This is a genomic window from Geotalea sp. SG265 (assembly GCF_022808985.1).
Classification (GTDB): Bacteria; Desulfobacterota; Desulfuromonadia; order Geobacterales; family Geobacteraceae; genus Geotalea.
Genome location: NZ_JAKZFT010000011.1, coordinates 83,196 through 96,861, shown reverse-complemented (window position 1 = coordinate 96,861; position 13,666 = coordinate 83,196). Strand labels below are relative to the sequence as shown.

Genomic DNA, 13,666 nt, shown 5'->3' with positions numbered 1-13,666 from the left:
TTACTCCATCTCGTCCATCACCTCATCCATATCCATGTTGGTGTCATCGTCTGTCCCAGCCGGAGGATTACCGTAATTCATTTGGGGATGCTGCATCATCGGGTGTGAGCCATGGGGCAACATTTCCATGGATGCCCCGCCCATCTCCGTTTGCTGCTCGACCAGCCTGGTGATGATCTGTGACATAATTCCCAGCTTTTGATCATCAGGCGCTTCATTCATTCGATTCACCAGGTCCTGGAGCTCAGCATTCATTTCACCGTTACCCTGCATCATCATGGAGAGCATTCCTTTGCCGTGTCCCCCAGGCATCATGGCTCCGTGCATCCCGTCCATCCTGCACCCTTCCGTGATGAACGTCAGTTCCTGGCGCACTTCAGAGGATGGTACCCGGTCCCCCTTGGCGATTTCGTCCAGGCGGTCCAAATGCTTACGCATATCTGCCAAGTGCTGCTGCATCAGCTTCGGCACATCCTGCAGTGCCGCTTTCTTTTCTGCAGGCAGGGCGGACAGCACTTCATTATGCTGCTTTTCCAGGAGATCGGCACTGCGCCTCATTTCTTTTACCGCCGTGCGGACAACTTCACCTGGAGTGGTTTCGTTGTTCCGTGCTATATTATCCAGGGCGACGGCAAAATTAAGCAGGTTGTGGCGATAGGCCATGGCAAGCCGGTGGTTGGGATTACTCATCAACTCCTGCCTCAACTGGGGATTTTGTTCCATCATCTGCTTCATTTTAGCCTTAAGAGCGGTACTGGATATCTCGGCAGCAACAGCAGGCAAGGCAACAGCAGTCAGGATCGCTGCGAGGACGATGGATCGGACAGTGCGAGGCATGGGTTTCTCCTTTTACTGGACTTGTTTAATAGATGCATCTGTTCAGCGACAAGCTTAACGCATTTTTATCTTTTTGCACGGCCATCCGTTGAGGATAATATGAAACACAAAACACGCTCGTATGGACCAATTCCGTAGGGCCATTGAGCCCCCCAGCAATTCTGTCCATCCCTTGCCCCACACTACCCATCTAATTACTTAGTCGCATACATAGGTAAGTATCTACAAACAGATCTCTGCGTTCTGCACATGGTGGGGGTTTTCATCACGGATGGAGATGAGAGAGTACCTGACTTACCAGCGTTTGGTAATCTCGATCAGGTGGTAGCCGAACTGGGTCTGCACCGGTCCCAGCACCTTGTTCAGTTCACCGGAAAATACCACCTGATCGAATTCCGGAACCATCTGCCCTTGGGCGAAGGTACCCAGGTCGCCGCCGCGCATCCTTGAAGGACAGGCGGAATTGAGCTTGGCCACTTCACCGAAATCGGCACCTTCCTCGATCTGCTTCTTAAGCTGCTGACATTCTTCTTCCGTGTCCACCAGGATATGGCGGGCATTTGCACATGGCATGGTCAACTCCTTGCGATATGGATTTACCCTGAGCACTTAAACAGAGGCTCCGGGAGATTTTTGGATTCTTGTGTGGGAGTTAGGCAGATGTTCAGGCATTTAGTTTCCTGGCAACGAACACCACATGGCGCAGCCCTCCCCTTCCCGGCCGCTCGTTTTTTACCGAAAAACCGCCGTCCCTGAGTCGCTGATCGAACCCGGCATCATAGTTTTCCCCCCAGACGGCAAAGATACCATTGTCTTTCAGGGCAAGACGGGCGTGCTCGACGGCCTTGCTACCGTAGAGGGGATCGTCGCGCTTGTTGGTGCGATGATGGGGCCCCCTGTAAAGGTCCAGGACGATGGCATCGAAACCTTCTTCGCCGCTGCCGATCCTGGATCTGCGAATCACCTGGGCCACATCGGCTATCTCCACCGTCACCCGCGGGTCATTGACCGCCCCGTCCGTGAGCGGCGCCAGCGGCCCTCGGCACCATTCGAGAATCACCGGGTTCAATTCGGCCACCACAACCCGGGCTCCTGCCGGCAGAGTATCGAGAACTGCCCTCAGAGTACAGCCCATACCCAGCCCTCCCACTAGGACACGGGGAGCCGAACAGGTTTGCAGGTGAGCGCAGGCCAACCGCCCGAGGGCAAGCTCCGACCGATTGGCCCTGCTGTTCATGAGCACGAGGCCGCCTACAGTGATGAGGAAATCGTCTCCCCGCCGGCGAAGCTGCAGTTCTCCTTCTTCAATGGTAACCGTGTCTATGATTGTCCAGGGTAGTGCCATGTCATATCTCTCCGTGGGAGCAGCCCGATCCACCTGAAATGAAAAACCCCGCCGGGAAAGACGGGGTTTTCGGGGGGATTACATTGCAGCGGCTATGTTTAAGCCAGGTCCTCGACTGCCTTGTAAATGATGTCGAAGAGTTCGGGAATGTCTTTCTCAGCGATGCAGGAAAAGGCGATGCGCAGGTCAGTCTTGCTCGTGGAGATGGCACCGACGCCGTATTTGTCCAGCAGGTGGACGCGCAGCTTTTCCGCTTCCACCGTTTTCAGTTTCAGGCACATGAAGTAGCCGGAATTGAATGGATAGTAGGTCCAGGCCTTGTCGTACTTGCCGCTGTTGAGGACTTCCTTGGTTTTGAGAGCACGACCCTTCATTATCTGCAGTTTCTCTTCCTTCTGTTTGAGGAAATCGGGAGAGCGCAGCGCTTCAATGACGAAGGTCTGGGAGGGGTGCGGACAATTGGAGATACGGGCGCGGATGATGCCCATGGCCTTTTTCTCCAGGGCGGTCATGACCGGCGCGTTTTCGTAGCTGTTGCCGTCGGCGAAGGTGACGAAGCCGGTACGGAAGCCCCAGACGAACTCCTCTTTGGTCGCACCGTCCAGCTTGATGGCCAGGATGCGGGGATGGAGGTTGGCCAGCTTGCCGAACAGGGACTCTTTAAGGCTGTCTTCGTAGAAAAGCCCGAAATAGGCGTCGTCGGTGATTGCCACCACGTTGCATCCCGCCTCTGCTACCTCTTTGATGGCGGCGACGATGGCATCCCCTTCGGCAACCGTCGGGGTATAGCCGCTCGGATTGTTGGGGAAGTTGAGCAGTACCACTGCCTTGCCCTTTTCTTCGGCGGTGTTCTTGAGCACCGTTCTGAAGGCATCCACATCATAGCCGCCGGCGACGGTGAAGGTCGGATATTTCTGAACGATGGCGCCGCAGCAGGTGCCGAAGGTCAGGTTGTAGTTGCCCCAGAGCATGTCGGGAAGGATCAGGTGATCACCCTTGTTGATGAACATATCGGCAACGATGGAAAGACCGTGGGTAAGCGCATTGGTGACAATGGGATTGCTGAAGTGCTTGCCGCGCTGGCTGGGATTTTCCCGCAGCATCTTTTCACGCCATAGGGAGCGCAGTTCCGGTTTTCCGGCAGGGGGGGCATAGGGGTAAATATCCTTGGGATCGAAGGCGGAAAGCTTGTCCTGGATGCACTGCAGAAACATCGGGCCGCCGTTTTCCGTGGCAATGCCGATAGTTGCGTTGAATTTGTTGGCCTTTTCCTTGGCTTCTGCCGACTGGGTCAGAATTCCTTTGGGGAAAAAGAGGTTTTTACCCAGGTCCGAAAGCATTTCAAGGACATGGGGACTGTGCTGGGCAAGCTGGTTGTTCAGTTCTGTTGCTAATGGGTTCATGATTTTCCTCCGGGTATTTGAAATGATCTACGGCAAATCGGGAGATTTATTAATGATAACCTGAATGGTGCCAGGGGGCAGATGAAATGCCGCCGCTCAGACCCATGGATAATACTCGAAAGAATTCATCCCTGCAACAGTTGTTACGACCCGGACAATACTTTTCTCAGCGCCCCCTCATTTATCGATACGAAATTATTTTAGTAAAAATAAAATTTACATTGACTTTTACCCAAAGTTAAAATAATTATTATTACTAAAATAACCTTGTTTTGTTGAGGGCATCAAAAATACACCAGACCTGCTGTTTTACTGCAGGAATAATCCACCGGGGCATCATGTCTGAATACAATATTGGAGCGAAGATTAAGGCACTTCGCCGCGCGCGAAAACTGACACTGAACGATGTGGCCAATGAAACGGGGTTTTCAGTGGCGCTCATATCGCAGATAGAAAATGATAACGTTTCCCCTCCCATCGCCACCCTCTCCAAGATCGCACGTTTTTTCGACGTAAAGATCAGCGTTTTTTTCGCTGAGTCCGAGGAGGAGTGCCGCTACGAGGTTATCCGGTCCCACGAACGCATCGTCATACCGCGAGTCATCTCCCAGGAGGGGGCCAACCATGGTTATTTCTACGAATCCCTTTCCAATCACCGGAAAAACAAGCGGATGGAACCATTCATCCTATCTCTCAATGAAAAGGCAATGGACACCAATACCTACTGCCATGAGGGAGAGGAGTTTCTTTTCGTACTGAAGGGGAGCGGCGAACTGCTGCTTGATGATCAGAGCATCGCGCTCAACGAAGGGGATGGCGTCTATTTCGATTCCACCCTCAACCATCGGTTGCTTGCCGCCGGAACAGAAGAAGTCAAGGTTCTTGCGGTCGTAATGAGATAAAACAACGATCCATTAATCCCAGCAAGGTAAGGATGCGAAATTATGTCCAAATCGCCAGTTTTACCCATACTGAAAAATCCGCTCAAGCCTGCAACAAAAATAGATTTCAACATTCCCGGCGAGATCTCCCGTCCGGCCGGGGGCTATGAAGAGGCCATGCAGGAGGGGTATGACCTGATTCAGCGCCCGATCCGGTCAGTGCGCATCGACCAGATCGAAAAACAGCACTTCAAGAAGCGCATGACCGTCTGGGAGCGCATCAGGGTCCTTACGGAAGAAGAGCCCAACATCCTCTACCAGAACTGGGGCAAGAACCTGGACGGAGCATCGCTTGTCACCGGTATTCTCAATATAAACGGCCGTGATGTGGCTCTCTACGGGCATGATTTCACGGTCCGCGCCGGGTCCATGGATGCCACCAACGGCCGAAAGCTCGCCCTGCTCTTTCAGATGGCGGGAGAGAACGGCATTCCGGTCATCGGTATGAATGACAGTGCTGGCGCTTTCGTCCCGGCGGGTGTGGGGGGGCTTGACGGCTACGCCGAGGCATTCACAGCATTGCGCAAGATCAGCGGCGTTGTGCCCAGCATCATGTGCATGTTCGGCTACAATGCCGGCGGTGGCAGTTATCTCCCCCGCCAGGGGAGCTTTGTCATCCAGCCCAAGGATACCTTTTTCGGCCTAACCGGTCCGGGCGTCGTCAAATCCGTTCTGGGTGAGGACGTTACCCCCGAGGATCTGGGTGGTCCCCTCGTCCATGGCGGCTCGGGGGTAGCGGACCTGACCGTCGAGGATGAAGTCGCGGCGCTGCGCACCGCCCTCCAGCTGCTCAATTACATCCCGGGCAATAATGCCGTCATGGCTCCCTTCCAAGAGACCAGCGACCCGATCAACCGCAAGACATGGGAAATCAACACCCTCCTTAAGAAAGCTTTCAACTCCCCCACCGGCTTCAACACGCCCTTCGACGTTTCTATCATCATCCAGCAGGTCTGCGACCATGGCGATTATTTCGAGCTACAGCGGGACCGGGCCAGGAACGTCATTACCGCCTTCGGCCGCCTGGGAGGGAACGTCATCGGTTTCGTCGCCAACAACAGTGCCGTCGATTCAGGACAGATAGACGTTGACGCCGCCTACAAGGTGGCCCGCTTCAACCGCTTCTGCAATCTTTACAACATTCCCATGATCTTCATGGAGGACACGACCGGTTTCCTCCCCGGCCGGGAACAGGAGGCCCGCGGCATTGTTCAGGCTGGACGGGCCATGCTCGACTCCATCATCGACATCAGGACGCCGAGGATCCTGCTGATCCTGCGTAATGCCTACGGCGGGGCCTATGCCTCCTACAACAACTATCCCACCGGGGCCGATCTGGTGCTCGCCCTGCCGACAACGCGACTGGCCGTCATGGGCCCGGCAGGCAAGGAGTTCGTCTATAAGGAACAGCTGCGCCGGCTGCGCGCCGCGGTCGTGGAGCGGGTGAAAAACGGCGTTCTTGCCCGGATCGAGGCCGGAGCCGGAGAAGACGCGGCCCGGATCGATGCGGAAAATGAAGCTGCCGAATGGCTGCGCAACGAGGAGGCGGCCCTGAGCCTCAGCTATGAAAAGGAGCTGATGAACCCGCGGGAAGCCCTTAGCCTGGGGTCGATCTCATCCCTGGTCATGCCCACCGACCTGCGCAAGGTCCTCGGTGAAAATATGAATTTTTTCCTCAGGCACTATAAACCGGCCCCGCTACAGGCGGTCCAAAGGGAGTTCCACTAGCAGGCCGACCTGCTTGTGACCCGAGAAAAGGGAGATCCAATGACGCACGCTTACGATCATTACATGCACAACCCGCTGATACACAAGGACCGGCGCCTCTCTACCTCTCCATCCCCCTGGATACGCTCCTTCTCCTGCGAGGATCTGAAACCGCTCATCGTCTGTCGCGGCCCGATCCGCAAGGAAGCTATGGACGTCTATGAGGAAATGGGCATCAGCCACTATGGCATCCTCATCTCGGAGAAGGACTCCATCGTCTATCCCCGGGCGCTGGCTCCGGAACTTCGCACCCTGACCGATTCCCGACGGGTCCATCGCGTCCCCGACTACAGCGGCGCCGGCAAGGAGGAACGGCTGGAGCGGATTCACCAGATCATCCGCATCGCCAAGGAAAACGGCTATGATTCCATCTTTGCCGGCTACGGCTTCATGGCGGAGGATGAGGAGTTCGTTGCCGCCATCGAAGCTGCCGACCTCATCTTCATCGGTCCCTGCTCCACGACCCAGGCGGGCGCAGGCAAAAAGGACGAGGCGAAACGTACCGCTCTCAGCGTCAACGTCAGCGTCACTCCAGGGATCGATAACGTTACCGCGCTGACTTTGGTAAAAAAGCACGACTCCAGGGAAAAACTGCTCGCTCTTGCGGCATCGGACGGCCTGGCCTGCGATCCCGCAGTTCTCGACAATGCTGCCCTTCCCCTGGAGGATCTTGCCGACCACATCCTCATAGCAGCCTATGCAAAGGGGATCGATCTCTTTTCCGTGGAGGAACTCTGCACCCAGGTCCGGGATGGAGTGGCGGCCATGTTCAGGAAATACCCCAGAAGCCGTGTCCGGCTCAAGGCGATTGGCGGGGGGGGCGGCAAAGGACAGCGCATCCTCGGAGGGGCGCTCCTTTCAGCGAAAACACTTGACGACAAGACTATCGAGGCAGCTGCTTCGGAAGCCCCAGCCCTGGTACGGGAAATACTCAACGAGGTCAAGGCCAACGGTGTCGGCGACAACAAGAACATCCTCGTGGAACTGAACATCGAGCAGACCCGCCACAACGAAATACAGCTCCTGGGGAACGGCAACTGGTGCATCGCCTTGGGTGGGCGCGACTGTTCCCTGCAGATGCATGAGCAGAAGCTTCTGGAGATCTCCGTAACCCAGGAGGGACTTTCGGCAGCCATCGCCGAGGCTGAAACCCTCGGCAGAACCGCCGAAGCCGCCGCCCTTCAAAGCGACCTGAAGGTCCTCCGGCGGATGGAAGAGGAATCGGAGCGTTTCGGCAAGGCAGTCGGACTCGATTCCGCCTCCACCTTCGAGTGCATCGTCGATCGCGACCGGCATTTCTTCATGGAGGTGAATACGAGGATTCAGGTGGAGCACCGGGTTACGGAACTCTGCTACTGTCTGAAATTCGTTAACCCGGAAGACGAGAACGATTTCTTCATTGTGGAATCTCTGGTGGAGGCCATGGCCCTGCTGGCACGCCACAAATCCCGGCTCCCCCGTCCCGAACGTATCCCCCGCTGCAACGCTTCCGTGGAAGCGCGTCTCAATGCTACCGATGCCTCCCTTTCTCCCCACGCCGGAGGCGTTATCCGTTACTGGTCAAAGCCCGTCCAGGGTGAAATCCGCGATGACCAGGGGATCAGCATGCTCAATCCAGATACCGGCCAGTTCATGAAATACAACGTGGCCGGTGCATACGATTCCAACATCGCCCTGCTCCTCACCACCGGCAACGACCGCCGCCATAGTTACGAGAACCTCTGCGACGTCATTCGCAGCACCACCATCAACGGGGACAATCTGGCCACTAATCTGGAGTTCCACTTCGGCCTGGTGAACTGGTTCCTGGGGCGCAACGTCAACGCCAAACCGACCACCCGCTTCGTCACCCCCTATCTCACCCTGGTGGGCCGGCTCAAGGAGGAGGCGGACAAGCTGGACCCGGTCCATGCCTTCGTGCAGATGAAGAAACATTATGGGAAGCGCCTGGCAGAGGCGTTTCCCGATAATCCTCGAGCGGCGAAGATCATGTCGGAGGCCCTCGACCGCAAGGGGACTCTCATTACCCGGCCCATGGAGCGGCTCCTCGCCAACCCTCACCTCCTCTCCGGCTGGCTGAGCATGAACACGAAAAACTTCCGAATGGACAAGGGAAAAGTCGTCTGGCTCAGGAACCCCTTGGGTGTACTAAACGAGACCTATGAGATTCTCCACATGTCCTACCGCCCCCACAAGCCTGCCGCCGACGTCATCTGGAGCCATGACAACGAACTGTTGCAGGAATCCCTGGAATTCTACCGCACCCTTCGTGAAAGCTTCGGCCTGGCCAGGGACGAGTACTTCAAGCTCAACGACATCCTGCTGCTGGACAAGCCCCAGGGAGTGTATGACGAAGAGACCTGGTCCAGTATCCGCTCTGCCCATTTCGGATACGAAGCGGGGTTGGAACTGCTCGGCATGCTCTTTCTCATCGGTGAAAAGGTCGGATTCTGGGATCTGCGGGTTGAAGAAAACCTGGAGATCACCATTCCCGAGTATCTGACCGACCCGGACCTCCAGGCGAGGATGAAAAAGGTGCTCGTTCCTCCTCCGGCGACCAGGGCCGACGAAATAGTCGCCGTCTGCGGCGGTATGTATTACGGCCAGGAGGCCCCGGGCATGCCCACCTTCGTCAGTGAAGGGATGCATTTCGAGAAGGGGCAGCCACTCTACATCATCGAAGTGATGAAGATGTTCAACAAAGTCTGCGCACCATTCTCCGGGACAATAGACAAGATCCTCATGCAGGGAGCAGACGGCACAATCGTCCAGAAGGGGCAGCCCCTTTTCAAGGTGACTCCTGACGAACAATTCGTCGAAACGGATCCCGCCGAGATCGATCGTCTGAAACGAACCACGACCACGGAATACTTGCAAGCAGTGCTGTAACGGCTGGAAAACAAATTCAAATAAGGAGGGGTAGTATGAACATCCACGAATACCAGGCAAAGGCCATTCTCCGAAAATTCGGCGTGCCGGTCCCTGACGGTCATGTCTGCTACAACGGCGCCAGCGCCCGGGAGTGGGCCAAGCGTCTGGGAGAGGGCCCTTGGGTTGTCAAGGCCCAGATCCATGCCGGAGGCCGCGGCAAAGGGGGAGGCGTCAAACTGGCCCGCACCCCCGATGAAGTGCGCAACATCGCCCGCGATATGCTCGGCATGATCCTTTCGACCCACCAGACCGGTCCCGACGGTAAGGTGGTCAACCGGGTCCTTGTGGAGAACGGCTGCAATATCGATAGGGAACTCTATGTGAGCTTGCTGGTTGACCGGACAACGTCGAAGGTGACGGTCATGGCCTCCACCGAAGGGGGGATGGACATCGAAGAGGTGGCGGCCAAGACCCCGGAGAAGATCTTTGTAGAGGCGGTGGATCCCCTGGTGGGGCTCACTCTCTTCCAGTGTCGCAATATTGCCTTCAGCCTCGGCCTGGGCGGAAAGCTGGTCAACAAGGCGACCAAGGTGCTGCAAGGGCTCTACGAGACCTTCATCGCCTGCGACTGTTCTCTTTTGGAGATAAACCCCCTGGTGATCACCGCAGAGGAAGAGATCCTCGCCTTGGATGCCAAGTTCGGCTTTGACGACAACGCCGTCTTTAGACAGCCGAAAATCGGCGATATGCGCGATTATGACGAGGAGGACGCCAACGAAGTTGAGGCCTCACAGCACGATCTCTCCTACATCTCCCTGAACGGCAATATCGGCTGCCTGGTCAACGGCGCCGGGCTGGCCATGGCAACCATGGACATCATCAAGCACTATGGCGGCGATCCGGCCAACTTTCTTGATGTGGGGGGAGGAGCCACTATCGAGCGGGTCACCGAAGCATTCAAAATCATTCTCTCAGACCAGAAGGTGCAAGGGATTCTCGTCAACATCTTCGGCGGCATTATGAAATGCGACATCATCGCCACCGGCGTCGTGGCGGCGGCCAACCAGGTTTCCCTCCAGGTGCCGTTGGTCGTGCGGCTGGAAGGGACCAACGTGGAGCGAGGCCGGGAAATCCTCGAAGAAAGCGGGCTGAATATCGTTGCTGCAGACGGCATGGCCGATGCGGCGCAAAAAATCGTCAAGGCGGTGAAGGAGGCATAATAATGAGCATCATGATCAACAAGGATACCAAGGTCATTACCCAAGGGATCACCGGTGCAACGGGCCTCTTCCATGCACAGGGAGCCCGCGATTACGGCACAAAGATGGTCGGCGGGGTCACCCCTGGCAAGGGTGGCACCACCATCGACGGCTTCCCGGTATTCGACACGGTGCGGGAAGCCGTGGAAAAAACCGGCGCCACAGCCTCGGTCATCTATGTCCCCCCACCATTTGCAGCGGACTCGATCATGGAGGCGGTGGATGCGGGAATAGAGATGGTCTGCTGCATCACCGAGGGCATTCCCGTGCTGGACATGGTCAAGGTGAAGCAGTACATGGATGGGAAAAAAACCCGCCTGGTCGGCCCCAACTGCCCCGGCGTCATCACTCCGGGGGAGTGCAAGATCGGCATCATGCCCGGCTACATCCACAAGCCAGGCAAGGTTGGTGTCGTTTCAAGGTCCGGCACCCTCACCTATGAAGCTGTCTGGCAGCTTACTTGCCTGGGGCTCGGGCAGTCCACCTGCGTCGGCATCGGCGGCGATCCCGTCAACGGCACCAATCATCTGGACGTCCTGCGCATGTTCCAGGCTGATCCGGACACGGAAGCGGTCATCATGATCGGCGAGATCGGCGGTAATTCCGAGGAAGAGGCTGCTTATTTCGTCAGGGACCACATGACCAAACCGGTGGCGGCTTACATCGCCGGGGTCACCGCTCCTCCGGGCAAGCGAATGGGCCATGCAGGGGCGATCATATCAGGGGGCAGGGGAACGGCAGCGGAAAAGATGGCCGTACTCAGGGAATGTGGCATCAGCGTTGCGGAAAGCCCGGCCGAGATGGCCCGGGCGCTGCTGAACATCTACAAGCCATAGGTGTCCCCACCTTCATTCGTTTATCGTAACCACAGAGGAGAAGATAACATGAGTAAAAAATGCCCCCTCGAATATCATTCCACCGGCAGGAAAGGCAAGATCGAGGTCATCGCCACCAAACCGTGCCTCACCGCCGAAGATCTGTCTCTGGCCTATTCCCCAGGCGTGGCCGAGCCATGCCTGGCCATCGAGAAAAATCCCGCCGATGCTTATAAATACACCGCCAAGGGAAACCTTGTGGCGGTCGTTTCCAACGGCACCGCCGTCCTGGGACTGGGTAATTTGGGCGCCTTGGCAGGCAAGCCGGTCATGGAGGGGAAAGGTGTCCTCTTCAAGCGCTTTGCCGACATAGATGTCTTCGACATCGAACTGAACACGGAAGATCCCGACGAGATCATCAAGACATGCCAATTGCTGGAGCCTACCTTCGGCGGCATCAACCTGGAAGATATCAAGGCGCCCGAGTGCTTCTACATTGAGGAAACCCTGAAAAAGACCATGCAGATCCCGGTCTTCCACGACGATCAGCACGGCACGGCCATCATCTCGTCGGCCGCTCTTATCAATGCCCTTGATCTGATCGGCAAGAAGATCGAGGACATCCGCATCGTCGTCAACGGCGCCGGTGCCGCCGCCAATTCCTGCGCCAAGCTGGCCATTGCCCTGGGGGTCAAGCCCGACAACATGATCATGTGCGACACCAAAGGGGTCATCTACAAGGGGCGCACCGAGGGCATGAATCCCTACAAAGAGCTCTTTGCCGCCGATACCCACTTTCGCACCCTCGAGGAAGCGGCACAGGGGGCCGACGTGCTTTTCGGCCTTTCCGTCAAGGGGGCCTTCACCGCCGACATGATCCGCAGCATGGCACCCAACCCGATCATCTTCGCCATGGCCAATCCCGACCCGGAAATCACCCCGGAAGCGGCATACGCGGTACGAAGCGACGTGATCATCGCCACCGGCCGGTCCGATTATCCCAACCAGGTCAACAATGTCCTCGGCTTCCCCTTCATCTTCCGCGGCGCCCTGGATGTCCACGCCAGCTGCATCAATGAGGAAATGAAGCTGGCCGCCGTTCACGCCCTGGCCAGGCTGGCCCGTGAAGAGGTGCCCGATTCGGTGAGCAAGGCCTATGGCAACGTCAAGTTCACCTTCGGCCGGGACTACATCATTCCCAAGCCGTTCGACCCCCGGGTTCTTCTCCATGTGGCACCGGCCATAGCCCAGGCGGCCATGGATACCGGAGTGGCGCGGCAACCCATAGCCGATATGGATCTTTATCGGGAGCAGCTGGAACGGCAGCATGGCACCTCCAAAGAGATCATGCGCATGATCATTAACAAAGCCAAAAGCGATCCGAAAACAATCGCCTTTCCTGAGGGGGATAACGAAAAGATCCTCCGTGCCGCCAAAGAACTGGTCGAAGAAGGCATCGCCAAACCGATCCTCATCGGCGACCGGAAGAAAATCGTCGAAAAGATGGCCGAACTCAACATGGATCTGGATGTGCCGATCATCGATCCGACCGAGTACGAGCGGACGGAAAATTATGCCCAGGAACTTTATCAGCTTCGCCAGCGCAAGGGGCTTACCCTGTCCGAGTCGCTGCGCGTTCTGAGGCGGAAATCCCGCACCCATTATGGATCGATGATGGTCAGAACAGGGGATGCCGATGCTCTTCTCGGCGGTATCGACACCCACTATCCGGAAACGATCCGCCCTGCCCTGGAGGTGATCGGCAAACAAAAGGGGCTTTCCAGCGTTCACGGCCTCTATATGATGGTCTTCAAGAAAGAGATATTTTTCCTGGCCGACACCACGGTCACCATCGATCCGACTCCGGAAGAGCTGGCAGAAACTGCCATACTGGCGGCCGAAAAGGTGAGGATACTGGATATAGAGCCGCGGGTGGCCATGCTCTCCTTCTCCAACTTCGGCTCAGTCAACCATCAGCAGACAAAGAAGGTGAAGCGGGCGGTGGAGATCGTCAAGGAACGGGCGCCGGACCTGATCATCGAAGGCGAAATGCAGGCCGATACCGCCGTCTCTCCACAGTTGCTCGAAGGCTTCGGCTTTTCCAAGCTGAAATCCAGGGCCAACATCCTCATTTTCCCCGACCTGAACTCGGGAAACATCTGTTACAAACTGCTCCACCACCTTGGGGGTGCCGAGGCGATCGGCCCGATCCTCATGGGCATGGACAAGCCGGTGCACGTGCTGCAGCGAGGCGATAGCGTCGATGAAATAGTCAAGATGGCCGCCATAGCCGTGGTCGATGCCCAGAGTGCGCCGTTGTCAGCCTGCGCGGAGCCCAGGTCGCAACGCACATCCCATGGCCACTCCACCTACGATTCGTTCCCTGCCGCAGCAGGCATGTTTGCTAAAGGAGACATCCAGTGAGAAA

10 protein-coding genes are annotated in these 13,666 nt (G+C 56.8%); 6 read left to right on the top strand and 4 right to left on the bottom strand.

Features of this window, described 5'->3' with window-relative positions; translation table 11 throughout:
• From ML541_RS13395 to ML541_RS13380, 4 genes are all read right to left on the bottom strand, one after another.
• Complete coding sequence (locus ML541_RS13395) at nt 1–837, bottom strand: hypothetical protein (protein ID WP_243373593.1); 837 nt, start codon at nt 835–837, stop codon at nt 1–3.
• A gap of 294 nt (nt 838–1,131) precedes the next feature.
• The gene (locus tag ML541_RS13390; protein WP_243373592.1) at nt 1,132–1,410 is read right to left on the bottom strand and encodes a peptidylprolyl isomerase; all 279 of its coding nucleotides are present in this window, start codon (nt 1,408–1,410) and stop codon (nt 1,132–1,134) included.
• Nucleotides 1,411–1,501: 91 nt separating this feature from the next.
• A complete protein-coding gene (locus ML541_RS13385; RefSeq protein WP_243373591.1) occupies nt 1,502–2,182 on the bottom strand; it encodes a spermidine synthase in 681 nt (226 codons plus the stop codon).
• Between the two features lie 98 nt (nt 2,183–2,280).
• The gene (locus ML541_RS13380) at nt 2,281–3,585 is read right to left on the bottom strand and encodes an aminotransferase class I/II-fold pyridoxal phosphate-dependent enzyme (RefSeq protein WP_243373590.1); all 1,305 of its coding nucleotides are present in this window, start codon (nt 3,583–3,585) and stop codon (nt 2,281–2,283) included.
• 338 nt (nt 3,586–3,923) lie between these two features.
• Here ML541_RS13380 and ML541_RS13375 point away from each other — a divergent pair, with 338 nt between their 5' ends.
• The 6 genes from ML541_RS13375 to ML541_RS13350 are packed head-to-tail and all read left to right on the top strand — an operon-like array spanning nt 3,924 to nt 13,662.
• Complete coding sequence (locus ML541_RS13375; protein WP_243373589.1) at nt 3,924–4,487, top strand: cupin domain-containing protein; 564 nt, start codon at nt 3,924–3,926, stop codon at nt 4,485–4,487.
• 42 nt (nt 4,488–4,529) lie between these two features.
• Complete coding sequence (locus ML541_RS13370; RefSeq protein WP_243373588.1) at nt 4,530–6,254, top strand: carboxyl transferase domain-containing protein; 1,725 nt, start codon at nt 4,530–4,532, stop codon at nt 6,252–6,254.
• A 39-nt stretch (nt 6,255–6,293) separates the two neighbouring features.
• Nucleotides 6,294–9,182 (top strand): biotin/lipoyl-containing protein, encoded by a 2,889-nt coding sequence (locus ML541_RS13365; protein WP_243373587.1) that lies wholly within the window; start codon nt 6,294–6,296, stop codon nt 9,180–9,182.
• A 35-nt stretch (nt 9,183–9,217) separates the two neighbouring features.
• Entirely contained in the window at nt 9,218–10,384 is a 1,167-nt protein-coding gene (gene sucC, locus ML541_RS13360) for an ADP-forming succinate--CoA ligase subunit beta (RefSeq protein ID WP_243373586.1), read from the top strand.
• Between the two features lie 2 nt (nt 10,385–10,386).
• Nucleotides 10,387–11,259 (top strand): succinate--CoA ligase subunit alpha, encoded by an 873-nt coding sequence (gene sucD, locus ML541_RS13355; protein WP_243373584.1) that lies wholly within the window; start codon nt 10,387–10,389, stop codon nt 11,257–11,259.
• A 48-nt stretch (nt 11,260–11,307) separates the two neighbouring features.
• Nucleotides 11,308–13,662 (top strand): NADP-dependent malic enzyme, encoded by a 2,355-nt coding sequence (locus ML541_RS13350; protein ID WP_243373582.1) that lies wholly within the window; start codon nt 11,308–11,310, stop codon nt 13,660–13,662.
• Nucleotides 13,663–13,666 lie beyond the last annotated feature (4 nt).

Excerpts from the sequence above, each read along its gene's own strand:
- ML541_RS13370 (WP_243373588.1), top strand. The coding sequence starts at position 4,530 with ATGTCCAAATCGCCAGTTTTACCCATACTGAAAAATCCGCTCAAGCCT.
- ML541_RS13380 (WP_243373590.1), bottom strand. The coding sequence starts at position 3,585 with ATGAACCCATTAGCAACAGAACTGAACAACCAGCTTGCCCAGCACAGT.
- sucC (WP_243373586.1), top strand. The coding sequence starts at position 9,218 with ATGAACATCCACGAATACCAGGCAAAGGCCATTCTCCGAAAATTCGGC.
- ML541_RS13375 (WP_243373589.1), top strand. The coding sequence starts at position 3,924 with ATGTCTGAATACAATATTGGAGCGAAGATTAAGGCACTTCGCCGCGCG.
- ML541_RS13390 (WP_243373592.1), bottom strand. The coding sequence starts at position 1,410 with ATGCCATGTGCAAATGCCCGCCATATCCTGGTGGACACGGAAGAAGAA.
- sucD (WP_243373584.1), top strand. The coding sequence starts at position 10,387 with ATGAGCATCATGATCAACAAGGATACCAAGGTCATTACCCAAGGGATC.
- ML541_RS13350 (WP_243373582.1), top strand. The coding sequence starts at position 11,308 with ATGAGTAAAAAATGCCCCCTCGAATATCATTCCACCGGCAGGAAAGGC.
- ML541_RS13395 (WP_243373593.1), bottom strand. The coding sequence starts at position 837 with ATGCCTCGCACTGTCCGATCCATCGTCCTCGCAGCGATCCTGACTGCT.
- ML541_RS13385 (WP_243373591.1), bottom strand. The coding sequence starts at position 2,182 with ATGGCACTACCCTGGACAATCATAGACACGGTTACCATTGAAGAAGGA.
- ML541_RS13365 (WP_243373587.1), top strand. The coding sequence starts at position 6,294 with ATGACGCACGCTTACGATCATTACATGCACAACCCGCTGATACACAAG.